Genomic DNA, 18,380 nt, shown 5'->3' on the forward strand with positions numbered 1-18,380 from the left:
TTTAATCAGATTAGCAAAAAAAAGAGGTGTTTTATGAATATCTTAAGAATCAATATGAGTGCAGAAACTCCTGAAGTTAAAGTAGAACCTCTCGGTGATTATGAAGGACTGGGAGGAAGAGCTCTGACTTCTGCGATTGTATCTAGAGAAGTTGATCCACTTTGCCATCCTCTTGGAGCTGACAACAAACTTGTAATAGCACCAGGACTCCTTGGTGGAACAGCAGCTGCCATGTCAGGGAGAATATCAGTTGGCTGTAAAAGTCCTCTTACAGGTGGAATTAAAGAAGCAAATTCAGGTGGACAGGCAGGGCATGTTTTGGGCAGACTTGGATATGCAGCAATTGTGTTAGAAGGCAAATCAAAGAGTGATGACGTGTACAAAATTTATATTAATAAAGATGGCGTAAAGATAGAAAAAGACAATTCATTGAAAATGCTCCCAAACTATGATTTAATTGAAAAAATTAAAAAAGAATATGGAGAAAAAATTGCCTGTATAAGCATAGGTCCTGCAGGTGAGATGAAGATGTCTGCTGCTTCTGTTGCTGTTACAGATATGGAATTAAGACCAAGCAGGCACGCAGGTAGAGGTGGAGTCGGTGCTGTAATGGGTGCAAAGGGAGTAAAGGTTATTATTCTTGATGATGCTGTAACAACACCAAGACAACCAAAAAATGATGAAGCTTTTAAAGATGCAAACAAGCGTTTCGTTGCAGGACTTCAGAAACATCCTGTCACAGGGCAGGGGCTTCCAACATATGGAACCAATATTTTGACAAATATAATAAATGAGGTTGGAGCATATCCAACCTATAATTTTAAAGAAGGAAGATTTGCTGGAGCGAGAAAAATAAGCGGTGAAGTTCAGGCTGAGCTTGAGAAACAAAGAGGAGGCAATCCAACTCATGGCTGTCATCGTGGATGTGTTATTCGCTGTTCAGGAATCTATCATGACAAAGATGGACGTTATCTTACAAAACAGCCAGAGTATGAAACAGTCTGGGCAAATGGAGGTAATCTAGGTATTGATGACATAGACAAGATTGCAATGCTTGATTTTATATATGACAATTACGGACTGGATACGATTGAAATGGGCGTTACACTTGGTGTTGTAATGGAAGCCGGATTAATTAAATGGGGTGATGCTGATGCGGCTATAAACTTAATTCATGAGGTGGGAAAAGGTACGTATCTTGGAAGAATTCTTGGAAATGGTGCGGCATTTACTGGTAAAGCCTTTGGAGTTGAAAGAGTTCCTGTTGTGAAGGGTCAGGCTCTTCCTGCCTATGATCCGAGAGCTGTGCAGGGCATTGGAGTAACTTATGCAACAAGCCCAATGGGTGCAGACCATACAGCAGGATATTCAATTGCTTTGAATGTTTTAAAAACCGGTGGATTTGTTGACCCTCTTAAGCCTGAAGGTCAGGTTGATTTATCACGTAATCTTCAGATTGCAACAGCATTTATTGATTCAACTGGGATGTGTTTATTCATTGCTTTTGCCTTACTCGATCAGCCAGATACATTTCAGGCATTTGTAGACATAGTTAATGGTTTTTATGGATGGAATATGAGTGATAAGGATGTTGTTGACTATGGGAAAAAAGTCCTTGGCTTTGAAAGAGACTTTAACCTGCGAGCAGGTTTTACAAAACAACATGACAGGTTACCAAGATTTTTCAATAAAGAGCCCGTTCCACCTCATAATATGGTTTTCATGGTAAAGGATGAAGAACTTGATCAGGTTTTTAACTGGTAGAAATCTTTTTTACGGAGCCTGCATAATAACAGGCTCCTTTTAAAAAATGCAAGTAAAAGTAAAACTCTTTGGAGGACTTAAGTCAGGTAATACGTTTCCCATAAACCAAGAGGGAGATATTATATTTGAACCTCAAGGTGATATAACCCTTGGTCAATTAATAGAGAGTCTTTCGCTAAATAAAAAACCTTTTATAATTGTCTTAAATGGCATAATTACAAATGATTTATCTATCAAGTTAAAAAATGGTGATGAATTAAGCCTTTTTCCGCCAATTGCTGGAGGGTTTTAAGCTAGCGTATGATGTTCTTAGCTTAGGAAACAAATTATGATATCAATAACAGAAATTTTTATATCCTTTTTAAAACTCGGGTTTACTGCATTTGGAGGTCCTGCAATGATTGTCTATATAAAGGAAATGGCTGTTACTAAAAAGAAGTGGCTTGATAAAGAGAACTTTCAGGAAGGTGTAGCTCTTGCGCAGGCAATTCCAGGTGCAACAGCAATGCAGGTTGCCGGTTACGTGGGACTTAAAACAAGAGGGATTATCGGAGGGCTTGCAAGTTTTACTGCTTTTGGATTTCCGGCATTTTTACTTATGCTTGTCCTGTCTTTTCTGTATTCAAAAACACATTCTATCCCTGAGGTTATATCTCTTTTTACAGGATTACAGGTCATAGTTGTTGCAATTGTTGCCAATGCATTTTTAAGTTTTGCAAAACCTGTTATTAAATCAACTGGTGAGATAGCAGTTGCCATCCTTTCTTTTATATTGTTCATGTTTAAACTAAACCCATTTTTAATTATCATAGCGTGTTTTATTATCGCCCAGATAATTTTCAGGGACAGCACAACTAAAAAAGAACAAGCTTTAAAAATAAATCTTTATGGGATTGGAATTCTTTTGGTTTTTATTTTTGCGGGATTATTTTTTCTTTATTTTATTGACCGAAATCTTTTAACCCTTGCTCTTATAATGATGAAGATTGATTTTTTTGCATTTGGTGGCGGCTATGCTTCTTTACCTTTAATGCTACATGAGTTTGTGGAAAATTTTAAATGGATTGATGAAAAAACATTTATGGATGGTATAGCTCTTGGACAGATAACTCCGGGGCCAATTGTTATAACTTCTACATTTGTTGGATATATTCTTTATGGATTTTCAGGTGCAGTAGTTGCTACGGTTGCGATTTTTACACCATCATTTATCATTCTTGCTTCTTTAACAGAGCTTTCCCGGAAGATAAGACATTCAAGAGTTTTTTTGAGAGGCAAAAGAGGACTTCTTGCATCTTTTTCAGGACTGTTGCTTTTTGCTACTGTAAAGTTTTCATCAGCAGTAAGCTGGGATTTGATAAAACTCTGTATGGTTTTAATCAGTTTTTATGCTCTTGTAAGAAGAGTAAACATACTTTACATTGTCATCGCAGGAGCTCTTTTTTCTCTGTATGCTATGCATTAAGAACTAAGCAAACACTCTGATATAGCTTTTCTGTTTTCCTGTATAATGTTGTCATCCATAGAAATATTCAAGATTAAGACAGATAAGTATCAATCAGATTGCTGAGCTGTTTTGAAATGATAAATAACAGGATGTTACTCTAAAAAAGCTTAAAGATTTTAAAAATTCAATCTTTCAAGGCTTCTATACTGAATTGCTTCTGCAATGTGGTGAGATTTGATATTTTGAGAACCTTCAAGATCAGCAATTGTTCTTGCAACTTTCAGTATCTTTGAATAGGCTCTTGCACTTAGTGCAAATTTTTGCATTGCTTTTTCAAGAAGGTTATGACTTTCTTCATCAAGTTTGCAGAATTTTTTTAAATGTTTTGTCTTCATATAAGCGTTACAGAATATTCCTTCATTTTTCAATCTCTTAAGTTGCATTTCTCTTGCCTTAATAACACGTTCACGAACAGTTTTTGAATTTTCTGTCTGGGTATCATTTTTTAAATCCTGATAATCAACTCTTGGAACTTCAATGTGTATGTCAATTCTATCAAGAAGTGGTCCTGAGACCTTTGAACGATAACGAATTATCATATTAGGCGTGCAACTGCAGGATTTTAGACTATCACCATAGTGACCACAGGGACATGGGTTCATTGCTGCTATTAAAATAAATTTTGCAGGAAATTGCACAGTAGCATAGCTACGTGCCACGCTGACAAAACCATCTTCAAGGGGTTGCCTGAGCACTTCAAGGACATTCCTTTTAAACTCCGGAAGCTCATCAAGAAAAAGTACTCCATTGTGAGCTAAAGATACTTCTCCTGGCTTTGGAATCTGACCACCGCCAATTAAAGCAACATCACTTGATGAATGATGAGGACTGCGAAATGGACGAGATGTTATTAAACCTTTACTGTCAGTAATCATACCTGCAACACTATATATTTTTGTTGTCTCAATCGCTTCTTCTATTGTGATAGGAGGAAGTATTCCAGGTAGTCTTCTAGCCAGCATACTTTTACCTGACCCTGGAGGACCTATCAAAAGAAGATTATGTCCACCGGACGCTGCAATTTCCAGAGCTCTTTTTACATGAAACTGTCCTTTAACTTCGGAAAGGTCTTCATAAAAAAAATGTTCATCAACTAAATTGTCATCTATTTTTAATGGCGTAATTGATTTTTCTCCTCTTAAAAACGCAACTGTTTCAGAAAGGTCACTAACAGGATAAACATCTATATCTTTAACGACTGCAACTTCATAGGCATTGTTTCTAGGTATTACCAGTTTCTTTATTCCAAATTCCTTTAATTTTGAGGCTATACAAAGTGCGCCTTTTACAGATTTTATCTTACCTTCTAAAGAAAGCTCTCCAACAACTAAAAAATCATTCAATATCTCTTTTGGTAAATGTCCTTCTGCTGCAAGAATGCCCAATGCGATTGGAAGGTCAAAGGAAGAGCCCTCTTTTTTAAGATCTGCAGGAGCAAGATTTACAGTAATCTGTTTTATGGGAAAAGAGAATCCCACATTTTTAAATGCTGCTCTTATTCTATCTCGAGACTCCTTAACAGCGGTATCAGGAAGTCCGACGATATTAAAATGTGGCAGCCCTCTTTGAGCTAGATCAACTTCAACATCAACTGCGAAGGCATCTATGCCGAGTAAATGAGCACTTAGAACCCTGGCAAGCATTTCTTTCCTCAAATTTTTTATTTATATCATTTAAAATTTGTTGTTTTGAGCGATTCCACTTTGGTGCAATGAGAATATCCTCTGGAGCCATTGCAAAAAGTCTTTGAAGCACAATATCCGGTGAAAGTCTCTCGATAAAATCAATAACAAAATCAAGATATTCTTCATAATCAAAAACTTTAAATGGATTTTTCTCATACATTTTTGCAAGTACAGTGTTTTTTACAATCTGAAGCTGATGAATCTTAAGAAATTTTATAGGATGTCTGTTTATCTCATCAGCCATTTGAAGGGATTCATCTCTTGTTTCTGTTGGTAATCCAACAATTATGTGCGCTCCCGCAGGAATTCCCATTTCATATGTTTTATATATAGCTTTAAGAAAAGTAACATAGTCATGTCCTCTGTGAATATATTCGAGAGATTTATCATAAATTGACTGTAACCCGTATTCCATAATTATAAGATGATTTTTTGATAGTGCTTGTATAAGTTCAAGTTTTTCTTCATCCACACAGTCAGGTCTTGTTCCTATTGCAAGCCCTACTACTTCTGGAAACGATAATGCTTCTTTATAGAGTTTTTCGAGCTTTTCAACAGAAGCATAAGTATTTGTATATGGTTGAAAGTAAACCAGAAAAAGCTCAGCTTTATATCGATTTTTTACATGAACTATTCCATTTAAAATTTGCTCACTGAGTGAAAGTTCTGGTGCACAACTTGGTGGTCTGAAAGACACATTATTACAATAAATGCATCCTGACATTCCAAGAGTTCCATCCCTGTTTGGGCATGTAAATCCTGCATCCACATTTACTTTATAGACTTTTTTGCCGAAAACTTCTTTAAGATATTGTCCAAATGAATAATAACGATTTATCATAGTTTTTTCTAATATATTTGAATGAAAATAGTCAATTATTATAAGCTTTTATTGTAGTTATTGATCATTATACCAGTAATATTCTGTATTTTGCTGTTTTGAAAGATTTTTTAAAAAAGCTTTAACAAATATCAAAAGAGTCACATTATCTATAGACAAATTAAGAAATTAATTTAACATATACGTTTGTCATACCTATATGATTACAGATATTAAAAAGCTTGAAACAAAAATTTCATTCCTGCTATTATTATAAATAGCCGAAGTGGTGGAACTGGTAGACACGCACGTTTGAGGGGCGTGTGGGGAAACCCATGCGGGTTCGAGTCCCGCCTTCGGCATTAAATTCTTTTTAAAAATCAATAAGTTTTGAGTCTATAAAACTGATTTAGGGGAAGTCTGGGGGAAATTTAGTCAGATAGTCTATCCAAATCCTGAATGTGGTTTAGGATAGACTCTTTAGCTTTTTTAAAGGTATCATACCATACTTTTGTATCTGGTATTTTGTTAGAGTCAAAAAATTTCATAATAGTATTTTCTGAATATTTCAGGATTATCTCAGGATTAACTGCATCAAGTTCATAACAGTTATTTAGGTCATGTTCTTTTTTGAATTTAGGTGATCTTGAATCTTTAGGTTTAACAGGCATGGGTATAAGGTTTTGATAGATTTCTTTCTGATCTGGATTCAGTAGAATTCTAATAACCTTTGCATAATCCTTAAGTCTTTCTTTTATGTTTCTGTAGATGTCCCATCCTGAGGGGTCAAGGTCTCCGAAGTAAAGAACTACACATTTTTTTCCTTTAGAAGATAGTTCTTTGAATCTATCAATAGCCTCTTGAATTTTAGTTCTTGAAGTGTATCCTCTACTTGGGAAGAGAAGTAATTGATATTTGGTTGCAATATCTCTAAATAATCTGACAAGGGCGTCTTTTTCAATCCACAGTTCAAGGTAGTAATCCTGAAACTCCCATATATTGATTTCTGGTTTTTCTAAGGCACTGAGGAGAGAATCTTTTAGGTAAGCAACAGGGTCGTAGTTAATAGAGATGGTATTTGGGTGGATCTCATATCTTGAACGATCCTCAAAAACAAAGTAATCTATGATACCGATTTCTCTGGCATCTGTTAAGGAATTATCAAGATTTGTATAACTGGAATAGAAATTGGCAATGTAACCAACACTGACAAGCTGATAATAAAGCTGCCTGATGGTAATAATTTTGTATTTCTGGATCATGGAATCTATAATGTCTTTGCATTTCAAGAAAAAGACATATCTCCAAGGTTGAATGGATATGCCATATTGGTCTTTGATGAAGGCTTTGGTTATCTTTTGCCTTTTTGCCTCTTCAACACATTCATCTTTGATTAGTAACCAATTACCATCACCTGTAAGTTTTTTCGGTATTCTTTTGAAAGCACTTTTAATTGTATTGGTAAGATCAAAATTGATAAAAATCTCCTTTTTATTTGGGTCTCTGTAAGAAATATTAGGAGAGTGATACCAGATGATACACTGTATTTTTTTCTTACCTCTTACTTCTTCAAGAAAAAAATCAATATTGCTTACAAAATTTTCAGTTATAGCATACAATGATTTTACAATTGTTCCATTCACAACATAAAAATCCTCTTCAATTGAGTCTGTTGTAACAATTTCAACTGATTGATTTTGATGAGTAAGATATTTGTATTTGAAGATTTTAATTCTTTCTGTTATAGATTTCTTTCCAAGAAGAAATGGTTTAAGAGGTTTTGCATAATTTCTTAAAAAATTGAAAAAATTGTCTTGACTAATTTTGCATATTTTTGATCTTTTAAGCAAGGTTGGACTGATACCGAAAAGAAGTCCAATGTCATAATGGGTATAGCCTTGTTCAAGGAATTCATTGATTAAGTCAATAAGTTCTGACTCTGAGTAAGATTTAATATCACAGAGAGAGGGTTTTTTAATTTTAACCCGAGGATAGACTCGAGAATTAAAAATAAATTCAATATGGGGGTTAACAGTGATGAATTTTTTAATATATGAGTGAATTTTTTCTGATATGTAAGCATCCTCTTTTGGGAGAGGCACTATAAAACAGGTTTCATTTTTATAATCTTGAATTTCTTTAATTTCAACTTTAAGCACTTCCTTAGGAGATTTTGCTTTTCTATTGAGAAGTGTAATATCATATTGTTTTTGGTGAGAATAAACAGTAACAGGGTAGTTGTCAATATCGGATAACATTAAAGCAATTTTTAAGCCATGCCCGATAGCCCCCCTCTGGTAAGATTTTTTGAAGTTTTTAGTTGATACAAGCTTTGAGAAATCAATTATAGAGAGAATATCTTTATCAGTTATAACTCCTCGGTTTTTAATTTTTAAAAAATTATCTTTAAATTCTATTTCTAATTTGTAATCGTGCTTTTCTGCCTCATCTGCAGCATTGTCTAAAAATTCTTTTACAACAACAAGAGATCTAAAGGATAAAGAAGGTATAAATCTTTGAACTTCATCTAACACAGTATATTGATGGAATATAGGTCTTTCAATCATATATTAGATATAATACCAATATTAGATTTAATACCAAAAGTAGCAATATTGATTGGAATAAGTCTCCATTCGGATTATTATTTAGGATAAGTATATTTAATTTTTAATTTGCTTTAATTTTTCTCTTTCCTTGGGATAAAGTGAAATAAGGTTTAAGACTATCTTCTGTCTCTGGAGGTCAATATGAGCATATCTTGTTGTTGTAGTTATATTGGTATGACCAAGAATTTTAGATATGTCTGATAAGTTAGCTCCTTGATTGAGTAGATTTGAGGCTAATGAGTGTCTGGTGGCATCATAAAGTCTAAGATTTTCTGGGAGGTTCAGTTTTTTCCTTATTGATTGCCATAGTCTAATCAATGAATCTTGGCTATAAGGGTTTCTTGTTCTCGGGTTTATAAAGACAAAAGCCTCAGGCATTTTCCCTCTGATTTGGGATTCAAGCATTGGTTTGAGTTCAGGATGGATAGGAATGACTAATAAGGGAGAGTTTTTACCTTTTCTTTTTGGTCTGAGTGTATTTTTTGAAAAGCTGGAATCAATGTAGATAATTCCTTGTTTCAAATCAACATTTTTCACCTTCAAAGCTCTTGCCTCAGCAGGTCTTGTGCCTGTTAGCATTAGAAACAGTAAAATAGGTTTATCTTCGTCTGGGGTGTTTTCTAAAATCCATGTTTGAGTTTGTGGGTCAATCCACTGGATTTTAGGTTGAGGTTTATCAATCACAGGAAAAGAAGGAATGGTTGCGATAATTTCGAGGGTGGATTTGCAGTAATTCAAAAAGGCTTTGAAGGTATCAAGATAGTTTTTAACTGTTTTAGAGCTTCTCTTTTGTGATTCCAGAAAGATTTTGTAGTTTTCAAGATCTATTTTTCTGATTTCTCTGACATCTTTGATATTGAAAAACTCTTTGGCTGTGTTTAGGTGTTTCTTGAAAGTAGGCAAATAAGAGGGTGCTATCGCAGACTTTTTAGTTTCAAAGTATCTATCAATCAAATTGGATACAAAGAACTTTTGCAATTCTGACTTCACGTATTTAGAGGGGTCAAAGGTATGATTTCTTATTTCTTCGTTGATGAGAGATAGGACTGTCAAGGCTGTTTGATAGCTATCAAGCGGAATTCCATTTTTTGTGGAATAAATTCTGTATCTCTTCCCCTGATGACTTAGATAAATGAAAAATCTTCTGGGAGTAGTTTTACATTCTGGGCAAATATAACCTATCTTTTTGATATGTTTGAATTTGCCCTTGCAGTTGGGACACTTTTCCTTTGTCTCAACTGAGCCTTTCATTTTAACCTCCTGCGGATGTTCTTGCAAGAGATAATAAGCAAGTTCGCTCAATTCTGTCAAACAAATCTCTCCCGTGTCCATATAGATAATATTACTCCCGCTATTTAAGGAGAGATTTTTTATAAGTGAATTATTAAAAGGCTTTAAACTTGAAAACTATTGTCCTATAATAGGATGACTGCTAAAAAGTAGTATCTAATGCCTCTGTTTAGGAAATTCAAATCCTATGGCAATAAATTTTAGGTTCAAGGCTTTTCTATAGTCTATTATTGCAAATTGGGGATCAGATTAATAAAATCAATTATTATTGAAAATTTACAAAATAACTCTTAAAGAGCTAAAAATTACCTTTCATCTTTTCTTAATATGGAGTTTTCATTAAGAGAGGTAAAGTAAATTAGTTGATATTTTAAACTTTTGAATATCTCGTTTTTAAAGCCTAAGCATGTATCCCTTTTCCTTCAACCAATCCTTGTATTTTTCATAATCTGGCATAAGCAGCTTTACTTTATTCCAGAACTTCTTAGAATGGTTCTTCTCTTCAAGATGAACAAGCTCATGAACCACGACATAATCAATAACAGGCAGCGGTGCCATAATTAATCTCCATGAAAAATTAAGATTTCTCCTTGCACATGAGCCCCATCTTTTTTCTGCATTTGTAATTTTTACTCTGTCATAGATAAAACCTCTTTTTTGAGAATAGAACTTTACTCTCTCTGATATTTTTTCATAGGCTGCCTGCTTATACCAATTAATAAACACTTGCCTTGCTTCGGACAATGCATCTTTTGACAGGAAAAAACCATTTTCAAATATTAAAGGACTCTGCTGATTTTCAACTATGGTTAATTTATAATTTCTACCAAGATAGAGAAATCCTTCCCCGTTTACAAATTCCTTTTTACTGAACTTTGGCTCTCTTGACCTTATCTCTCTTTTTTTCTTCTCAATCCATCTTCTATGTCTATTTACAACCTCAATTATGGCATCATCCTTTAAATGAAAAGGTGCTTTTACTACCAAAGTGGCTTCATCTGTAATCTGTAAACCTATTGTTTTTCTTTTTGTTCTAATTATTCTGTCTATTTTTATATCACTTGCCATAGATATGATAGGCTAACTCAATAAGCTTCTGAGCTATTTCATTTCTCTTTTTAAACAAAGAATTTTCTGAACTGTCGTAATCCGAAAAAGAACTTATTTTCCCTATAAAGTGAGAAATAAGATATGATTTAAGCCTTTTTTGTTTTGGGTAGCTTTCCCAAAAATCAACTTGTTTTATTTCTTCCCTAATAATGCTTAAGACATCTTGAGTAAGCCCAGTTAGAAACTCTATCTGCGATTCATTTAGCTTCTCAATTGGTTCTTTTCCAAATAACTCCCTCTTCAGAAGTCCCAAAAAAGGCATCTCTTTCTTTGGTTCAAATCCAAAATTTTTCTCACTCTCACGACCTTTTCTTATTTCCTCTCTAAGATTTTCCAGTTCAGCAGCAAGGATATCCCATTTTTCTTTATATTCTTCAAGCATTTTCTTAAGTCTATCTGAAAATCTCTCATAAAGTTCTGGGTCTTCCTCAAAGTGTTTTTCAATGTGCTCTATAATCGCATTTTTTAGCTCCTCTGCCTTTGCTTTATCTGATTTTTCTCTCTTTAGCTTTACTAAAAATCCTTCATCAAGAAGAGGTATTGGTGGAATTTTGGGGTCAATTCCCTTTGAAATCAGGTATTCCTCTACAATCTCCCTTATTTTTCTGCTTGCCTCTTTGATGCTAAGCTTTTCATCTCTGTATCTCTGTCTGGCACTTTCTTTTATGAAATTTAGTATTTTCAGGTCTTTGACATATTTTAAAGCCTCTGGGTCTGGAAGTACTGCATCCATCGCTCTATTAAACTTTCTCATAAGTGTTATGAATTCGTCTCTTACCTCTTCATCTACAAGAAGGTCAATACACTCATCAATTTCCTCTCTCCAGTTTTCAATCTGATACTTTTTGAAAAAGTCCATAATTAAGTTATAAATATATCTTAGCTCATCAATGCTTTTTGCTTTATCCTTTACTATCTCCATTATTTCTTCAATGTCTTTGTCAGCATAAATAGAGAGAGCCTCCTTTAAATGTTTCAATACTCCAACATAGTCAACTACAAAGCCACAGCTTTTGTTTCTATATACCCTATTTACTCTTGCAATTGCCTGAAGTAAATTGTGTTCCTTTATAACGTTGTCTAAATACATTACCTGCTCAATCGGAGCATCAAAGCCTGTAATAAGCATACTCTGAACTACTAAAATTCCCACATCTCCTGTTATGCCTCTTTCGTTTGCACTTTGAAAGGGCATGTTAAAACTCGCTATTACTCTTTCGTGCTCCACTGGGTCTGTATAGGTTGCATACTCAGGTGGGTCATTAGGAGCTCCTGAGATTACTACAGCAACTTTTAATCTTTCAAGAAGGGATGTATCAACTCCGGTTTTGTCCTTGGTTTTTAATTCATTGATTTTATCCCTAATAGCTTCTTCTAAAGCATTCTTGTATCTTATTGCAGCAAGTCTTGAGGCAGTTACAACCTGTGCCTTAAAGCCGTTAGGAAAGACATGAGTAACGTAATGCTCTATCATGTCTTTTGCTTTATGTCTAATTACACCTTCATGCTCAAGATAGGCTTTCCATGTGAATTTGCCAAGTATTTTTCTCTGCTCATTATCTGCAAAGGTGAATATATCAAGAAATTTCTTATCAAGCTCTGTTTCGTCTCTTATTTCTGCCTCGTGGGCTCTTCCCTCATAAACAATATCAACAGTAACACCGTCTTCTACAGCCTGTTTTATTCCGTATTTATCAATATAATCTCCAAAGGTCATCTCAGTTTTCTCAATTGGTGTTCCTGTAAAGGCTATTTTTACTGAATTAGGCAAAGACTTTCTGAGATTAGCACCCAAGAGTTTATACTGTGTTCTGTGAGCTTCATCAATCATTATTAAAATTTTTGGTGAAGTATTTAGCACTGGAAAATCTGTTTTAAGCTCCCTTTCCTGAAACTTATGAACCATTGCCATAACAAGGTCTGGCGTGTCAGTTCTTAAGAGTTCTTGGAGTTCTTTGATGCTCTCTGCTGGATGAACTGTAAAACCAACGCTTTTTGAGGTTTCTTTCAGCTGACTGTGAAGAGCCTTTCTATCAGTAATAAAGACTATCTTATAACTCTGAAACTCAGGGTCATGATAAAGCTCTCTTACGGCAAACATCATAGTTAGTGATTTTCCAGACCCCTGAGTATGCCATATTATTCCACCTTTTTCTTCTGGAGTTTTGCCTTCTTTTAGTCTCTTGATTAATTTTTTCACTGCTCTAAACTGTTGATACCTCGCTACAACCTTTATGAATCCGCCCTTTGAGTCTTCTTTAAAAATTGTATAGCTGTGAAGAAGGGCTAAAAGAGTATTTTTTGACAGCATTCCCTGACACAAAACCTGCTGGCTTGATATGCTTCCCTCTGAACTTATATCTGAAAGGCTGTATGGATAAGGGTCTTTCCACTCTACAAAATGTTCATATCCCGATGTAATTGTTCCGTATTTTGCTATTTGCTTTGAAGTAGCAACAGAAAACAGATTATACCAAAACAGTCTCTCATTTCCCTCATTCACACCCCTTCTGTTTGAGTATCTCATTATTTGAGTTATTGCCTCACCTATTGGGTCAGAAATTGCTGGAGATTTGCACTCAATAACCACTAAGGGCAGTCCGTTAACGAAGAGTACAATATCGGGGATAATGTGTTTCTCTGTTCCTGGAATATTTACTTTAAATTGCGATATGGCAGTGAAGGAGTTGTTTTCAGAATTCTTAAAATCTAAGAACCAGGCTGTAGGGCTTCTATCACCTGTTTTTCTGTTTTCGCTTACCGATGTTCCTTCAAGAAGTAAGTCATGAATCTCTCTGTTTACCTCTAAGGGAGTTCTTGACTGAGGTCTTGTTAACTTTTCTATAACCTGATTAATCTGGTCTTCTTCAATCCAGTTGTTTATTTTTTTTATTGCCTCTTTAAGCTCACTCTCAAGAACTACCTCTCTGAAACTCTCTCTGAACTTTTTAATTTCGCCTAATATTGGCTCTCCTGTTGAGGAAAAACTCAGTATCTCTCTTATATCTTCAGGATTGTCCTTATTTTGACGATAAAACTTCCATCCAAGCCTCTGAAGGTGGGCAAGAAAGGGATTCTCTACATAGTGTTCTTCATCAAGTTTTGTAAACATTTTTCAGATTTTGTTTTTTAGTTCTTTAACGATCTCTTTAAGTTCTGGTATCCTATTCTTGACGATGTCCCATACGACCTCTGCATCTATTCCGAAATATTCGTGTACTAAAATATTTCTTAGTGCAGCTATTTTTCTCCAATCTATGTTTGTAAGCTTTCTTTTATCCTCAGGTATGTGCTTTGATGCTTCACCAATGTTTTCAAGACACTTTAAAACTGCATAATAAACAAGCTCGTTATTATAAAAATCCTGCCAGTTATCTATTTTTTCAATAAATCTTTTTATACGGTCAATTTCTTCCAATATGTCTTGAAGAACTAATTGTAAATCTCTCTTTTTAGACATAGATTACCTCTTGTAGTATTTTGGGAGCAAGTGCTGGTTTTAAAGCAGACTTCATGATTAAATCAACACTTACATTAAGAAGTTCTTCAAGATAAAATTTCAAGTCCATGTAATTATCAAAAGTTTTATAACCTTCGGAAAATTCTACGAGAATATCTATGTCGCTTTCATTGGTTTGTTCTTCTCTTGTGTATGAACCAAAAATTCCTATTTCTTTAACGCCGAACCTTTTCTTTATTTCATCTCTCTGTTCGTATAGAATTTTCTTAATTTCCTCAATTTTTCTCATCTTGTAATTCCTTTTCTTCCGAAATAAAATGATTCACTCTTATTTTACCACTAAGTAAATCTTCCATAAGTCCCTTTTTTAATCTTTCAAGTTTTTCCTTGTATTTTTCTTCTTTTTCAATTACTTCGTCAATCTGGGAGAGAATTTCAGCAATCCGTTGTTGTTCGGAAAGGGGTGGGAGAGGGATAATTATTTTCAGAAGTTCAGATGGATTAACTGCAGGATAATTTGATCCTGTAATAAATTTAGATATCTGTTTCAAAAAGATATCATCATACAATACCAAACAAAATAAAAATTCAGAAAATAACCTGTTTTTAGCTCTTAAAACAGCAAATCCCGTAGAACAAATATACTCATTATATTTTGGTTTAATATAAGCAAAAGCTTTTAAATTTGGTCTTACAGTTGAGACTATAATATCTTGAGTTTTAACTAAGCGACGTGCTCTACTTGGTGCATTTTCAGTCTTGTAAATTTTAATGCTTGTTATTTGCCCTTCAATTATTGACTCAATATCAATATAGAATATGGTTTTATTCTTTTCGTATTTTAATGTATCTGGATTTAAATAAACTTCGTTTTCCAATCTCACCACTTCCCACTCCTCGGGTATGCGTCCGAGGGGAGAATCCTTAAATCTATGGGTTTCTTCGCTTCGTATGTTACCGTTTTCATCTATTCCTTTCGTGAGGAGTTCCTCCATCAATCCCTGTTTTATCCGTTTATATTTTTCAATGAGTTGTTGAGTTTTCTCTAAGCAGTTATCCACAGTCTCAAGAATCTCAGCAATTTTCTGCTGTTCAGGAAGAGGGGGAAGAGGGATTACAATATTTCTCAGTAATTTCTGATTCAATTTTTCTCTGGTACTGCCAGATATGTAAGACGATATGTCTTCAAAATTAATAAAATAACTCAGGAATTCGTTATTCAAAAATTCTGATTTTCCTTTCATGATATGGACATGGTTATTCGCCCAAAATTTACCCTTCATTAAATAAGCAGTTGTCTCAAATCTAAAAAACTTTCCCCCATCTTCTGCAACCAAAACATATTCACCATCAAAAATCCAGTTATCAATGTAATCTATTATTCCAGTAGCTCCACAATAAGGGAAACTCCCCTGGATATTTTTTCTAAATTCAGAATCTAAAGGAATTCTCTTGCTGTCTAATATTTCAGTGACTTCTTCCAACTTAACAAACTTCCAACCTTCAGGTAATTTTAAAGTAGCATTCATGAGCATCTAATTTTTTCCTTTTTCATCACCTATTTCTGACATAGCACAAATTTCTTCAAATTTCAGACTCTTTCATAATAACCAAGCTTTTCTAAAAATTGGTTGAGTTTGCTAATTTCTATGTCTCTCTGTTCCTTCAGGGTAAACAGGGGAATGTTATATTTATCCCAGAGCTTTTCAAATAATTTGATTAGCTCCCTTTTTTCTGCTTTGAGATATTTTTTCAGCTTTTCGTTAATTAGTTCATAGAATTTATCAAGTATCAGTTCCTTTGCCTCTTCATCTGTAAGAGATTTTCTCTTTTCGGCAATCTTATCCTGTAGTTGTTTGGTTTTGATTTTTAATTCTTTGCTGTAGCCCTTTAATTCCTTATCTTTTTTAGCTAATTTACCTATTAGCTCTTCCCATTTCTGAGCTTCCTTGAGTGCAATATCACTTCCGCTCTTTTTAAGGTCATCAATAAGCTTTTTCAGATATTTCAATGCCTTACTTAGTGTTTTCTCTCCTTGTTCTTCCTCTTCCCAGTCTTCAATCTCTTCAAGAAGCTCGTTTATCTCTCCCTCTACTTCAGAGAGCTTAGCTTCTATTGTTTCTATCTCTTGAGCATCTGAGATAAAAAACTTATCCCTTATTCTCTCATCTTCAAGGAGATTTTCACTCCATCCAGCTGAAAGGATTGTTTTAAAATCATAGACTAAATCATCCCACCAGTTTGCAAAGACTCCAGCAACTTTGAAATCATCAAGAAGTCCGAGAGGTTTTAATTTTTCCTTGAGCAGATTCAAAGCCTTAACTCTGAATTCCCAGAGATTGTTGTTGTCCTGTAATTTCTCAATATCTTCCCTGATTTCAACCCACCATTCATTGAGTTTGTCACTGTATTTCTGAAAAGTTTCATTTACATTAGGATTGCCATCAATTATTTCTCTTATTTTGTCTTTATTTTCAATTGTTTCAATGAATTCAAGATAATCCTGATTTTTATTTTTCAAAAGAAGATCATAGTTAATTCCAAACTTAGAGAAAAATTCTTCGTAAAGAGCGACTTCTCTCTTGGGTATTCCACCAATTAGGTGGGCACGGACATCTTCTGGTTCTGGGTCTGGTGAGTTATCCACATACCGCCTGATGTTTAGATTAAAGTCATTCTCTTCTATTTCTTTGAAGTCAACTATACGGGAGTATTTTGGTATTTCTCTTTTATGTTCAAATACAGTAACAATTTTTTCAATGTCTTCGGGTCTGAGATAATTCTGATTTCTCCCCTCTCCATATTCTCTGTCTGCATTAATGAAGAGGATTTTATTTTTGAGACTATCTGGTTTTCTCTTATTTATAACGATAATACAGGCTGGGATACCTACATTATAAAAGAGTTTTGCAGGAAGTCCAATAATAGCCTCAATGAGGTCATCCCTTAAAATTCCCTCTCTTATAACCTTTTCCTGTCCCCCTCTAAAGAGAACACCGTGAGGCATTACAGTTGCCATAACTCCATCGTCTTTCAAGCTTGATATCATGTGCTGTAAAAACATGAGGTCAGCTTTTTTACCATTTTCAGGAGTAAATCCATATTTAAATCTTTCAGGGTAGTTCATATTGTTACGGGTATAATTTTGTGAAAACGGTGGATTGGCTAAAACTCTGTCAAATCTTTTGATATAGTCTCCTTCAAGAAACATTGGTTTGGCAAGAGTATCCTCGTTCTCTATGTGAGCATCGGGAATGTCATGAAGAATCATATTCATCTTGCAGATTGACCATGTAAGTCCGTTGTTTTCCTGTCCGTAAAGAGCTAAGTTTCTTGGATTTTGTCCCTGCTCTTCTACATAATGCCTTGCCTCTATCAGGAATCCTCCAGAACCAACTGTAGGGTCATATACGGTCATTCCTTCCTTTGGTTTAACAAGTCTGACCATTAGTTTTTTAACATGAGCAGGAGTATAAAATTCACCACCCTTTTTGCCGGCAGAGTCTGCAAACTGCTTGAGAAGATACTCATAGGCAGCTCCAAGAAGGTCTGGAAATTCAAAATCCTCATTGGTTAGTCTGTATTTATTAAAATGATGTATTAAGTCAATAAGCTGGCTATCTTTAAGTTTCGTTCTTCCTACTTCTCGGTTAAAATCAATATGCCTAAGAACCCCATTTAGTTCGGGATTGTATTCCTCAACTGAAGCAAGAGCTTTGTTTAGACTATTTCCCACATCTTCTTTTAAGTTTAGTATATTGCTCCATCTTGCCCTCTCAGGAATGAAGAAAGTATCACCATAGGAATCGGGATCTTCAAGAAGTTCATTTATTTGTTCTTCCGTTAAACCCTGCGTTCTAAATTCTTGTTCAAGTTCTGCTCTCTTTAATTCAAACACATCAGAAGCTCGCTTTAAAAAGAGCATTCCAAATATGTATTCCTTGTACTCTGAGGCATCCATCTTACCCCTAAGAATATCAGCAGCTTTAAAAAGATGCGTCTCAAGTTGTCTTAGGGTGATTTTTGAGTTTGAATTATTTCTCATAATAAGCCTCTCTAAATATTACTTATTAAAGTATTTTTGAGTCAATTTATTTCCAAATAGATTAATCAAATAAGAAAAACACTCAGAAGG

13 protein-coding genes and 1 tRNA gene are annotated in these 18,380 nt (G+C 34.6%); 4 read left to right on the forward strand and 10 right to left on the reverse strand.

The features are described from left to right. Positions 1–33 precede the first annotated feature (33 nt). The 3 genes from G581_RS0105110 to chrA are packed head-to-tail and all read left to right on the forward strand — an operon-like array spanning position 34 to position 3,229. Complete coding sequence (locus G581_RS0105110) at positions 34–1,764, forward strand: aldehyde ferredoxin oxidoreductase family protein (RefSeq protein WP_028844895.1); 1,731 nt, start codon at positions 34–36, stop codon at positions 1,762–1,764. Positions 1,765–1,810: 46 nt separating this feature from the next. Continuing rightward, positions 1,811–2,056, forward strand: coding sequence for a MoaD/ThiS family protein (locus G581_RS0105115; RefSeq protein ID WP_028844896.1), 246 nt, complete (start codon positions 1,811–1,813; stop codon positions 2,054–2,056). Between the two features lie 36 nt (positions 2,057–2,092). Next, positions 2,093–3,229 (forward strand): chromate efflux transporter, encoded by a 1,137-nt coding sequence (chrA, locus tag G581_RS0105120; protein ID WP_038065169.1) that lies wholly within the window; start codon positions 2,093–2,095, stop codon positions 3,227–3,229. A gap of 158 nt (positions 3,230–3,387) precedes the next feature. Here the strand turns inward: chrA and G581_RS0105125 are convergent, their stop codons facing one another. Beyond that, positions 3,388–4,914: a YifB family Mg chelatase-like AAA ATPase gene (locus G581_RS0105125; protein ID WP_028844898.1), complete on the reverse strand. Its 1,527-nt coding sequence runs from the start codon at positions 4,912–4,914 to the stop codon at positions 3,388–3,390. Then, the gene (mnmL, locus tag G581_RS0105130) at positions 4,859–5,797 is read right to left on the reverse strand and encodes a tRNA modification radical SAM protein MnmL/YtqA (RefSeq protein ID WP_038065173.1); all 939 of its coding nucleotides are present in this window, start codon (positions 5,795–5,797) and stop codon (positions 4,859–4,861) included. Before mnmL ends, G581_RS0105125 begins: the two co-directional genes overlap by 56 nt. Before the next feature lie 259 nt (positions 5,798–6,056). On the opposite strand from mnmL, the gene G581_RS0105135 reads away from it, so the two are divergent. Beyond that, positions 6,057–6,138 (forward strand) — tRNA-Leu (locus tag G581_RS0105135). A 69-nt stretch (positions 6,139–6,207) separates the two neighbouring features. On the opposite strand, the gene G581_RS0105140 is transcribed toward G581_RS0105135, so the two are convergent. From G581_RS0105140 to G581_RS0105175, 8 genes are all read right to left on the reverse strand, one after another. Continuing rightward, positions 6,208–8,343 carry an ATP-binding protein gene (locus tag G581_RS0105140; RefSeq protein WP_028844900.1) on the reverse strand — a complete coding sequence of 712 codons (2,136 nt, stop codon included), beginning with the start codon at positions 8,341–8,343 and terminating at the stop codon, positions 6,208–6,210. A 96-nt stretch (positions 8,344–8,439) separates the two neighbouring features. Next, a complete protein-coding gene (locus G581_RS0105145; RefSeq protein ID WP_028844901.1) occupies positions 8,440–9,636 on the reverse strand; it encodes a tyrosine-type recombinase/integrase in 1,197 nt (398 codons plus the stop codon). Positions 9,637–10,068: 432 nt separating this feature from the next. Beyond that, positions 10,069–10,743, reverse strand: a complete 675-nt coding sequence (locus G581_RS0105150; RefSeq protein ID WP_038065180.1) for a M48 family metallopeptidase — start codon at positions 10,741–10,743, stop codon at positions 10,069–10,071. Continuing rightward, positions 10,733–13,897 (reverse strand): type I restriction endonuclease subunit R, encoded by a 3,165-nt coding sequence (locus G581_RS0105155; RefSeq protein ID WP_028844903.1) that lies wholly within the window; start codon positions 13,895–13,897, stop codon positions 10,733–10,735. Before G581_RS0105155 ends, G581_RS0105150 begins: the two co-directional genes overlap by 11 nt. Positions 13,898–13,900: 3 nt before the next feature. After that, entirely contained in the window at positions 13,901–14,245 is a 345-nt protein-coding gene (locus G581_RS0105160) for a HepT-like ribonuclease domain-containing protein (protein ID WP_028844904.1), read from the reverse strand. Continuing rightward, entirely contained in the window at positions 14,238–14,534 is a 297-nt protein-coding gene (locus G581_RS0105165; protein ID WP_028844905.1) for a nucleotidyltransferase family protein, read from the reverse strand. The genes G581_RS0105160 and G581_RS0105165 overlap by 8 nt, the downstream gene beginning before the upstream one ends. Further along, entirely contained in the window at positions 14,521–15,774 is a 1,254-nt protein-coding gene (locus G581_RS0105170) for a restriction endonuclease subunit S (RefSeq protein WP_028844906.1), read from the reverse strand. Before G581_RS0105170 ends, G581_RS0105165 begins: the two co-directional genes overlap by 14 nt. Before the next feature lie 62 nt (positions 15,775–15,836). Then, on the reverse strand, positions 15,837–18,290 hold the full coding sequence (locus G581_RS0105175; protein ID WP_038065190.1) for a type I restriction-modification system subunit M: 2,454 nt from the start codon (positions 18,288–18,290) through the stop codon (positions 15,837–15,839). Positions 18,291–18,380: the final 90 nt, after the last annotated feature.

It is taken from the genome of Thermodesulfovibrio thiophilus DSM 17215, assembly GCF_000423865.1.
Taxonomy (GTDB): Bacteria; Nitrospirota; Thermodesulfovibrionia; order Thermodesulfovibrionales; family Thermodesulfovibrionaceae; genus Thermodesulfovibrio; species Thermodesulfovibrio thiophilus.

Coding starts and splice junctions, on each gene's coding strand:
- G581_RS0105160 (WP_028844904.1), bottom strand. CDS start 14,245: ATGTCTAAAAAGAGAGATTTACAATTAGTTCTTCAAGACATATTGGAA.
- G581_RS0105145 (WP_028844901.1), bottom strand. CDS start 9,636: ATGAAAGGCTCAGTTGAGACAAAGGAAAAGTGTCCCAACTGCAAGGGC.
- mnmL (WP_038065173.1), bottom strand. CDS start 5,797: ATGATAAATCGTTATTATTCATTTGGACAATATCTTAAAGAAGTTTTC.
- chrA (WP_038065169.1), top strand. CDS start 2,093: ATGATATCAATAACAGAAATTTTTATATCCTTTTTAAAACTCGGGTTT.
- G581_RS0105165 (WP_028844905.1), bottom strand. CDS start 14,534: ATGAGAAAAATTGAGGAAATTAAGAAAATTCTATACGAACAGAGAGAT.
- G581_RS0105140 (WP_028844900.1), bottom strand. CDS start 8,343: ATGATTGAAAGACCTATATTCCATCAATATACTGTGTTAGATGAAGTT.
- G581_RS0105110 (WP_028844895.1), top strand. CDS start 34: ATGAATATCTTAAGAATCAATATGAGTGCAGAAACTCCTGAAGTTAAA.
- G581_RS0105175 (WP_038065190.1), bottom strand. CDS start 18,290: ATGAGAAATAATTCAAACTCAAAAATCACCCTAAGACAACTTGAGACG.
- G581_RS0105115 (WP_028844896.1), top strand. CDS start 1,811: ATGCAAGTAAAAGTAAAACTCTTTGGAGGACTTAAGTCAGGTAATACG.
- G581_RS0105170 (WP_028844906.1), bottom strand. CDS start 15,774: ATGAATGCTACTTTAAAATTACCTGAAGGTTGGAAGTTTGTTAAGTTG.
- G581_RS0105155 (WP_028844903.1), bottom strand. CDS start 13,897: ATGTTTACAAAACTTGATGAAGAACACTATGTAGAGAATCCCTTTCTT.
- G581_RS0105125 (WP_028844898.1), bottom strand. CDS start 4,914: ATGCTTGCCAGGGTTCTAAGTGCTCATTTACTCGGCATAGATGCCTTC.
- G581_RS0105150 (WP_038065180.1), bottom strand. CDS start 10,743: ATGGCAAGTGATATAAAAATAGACAGAATAATTAGAACAAAAAGAAAA.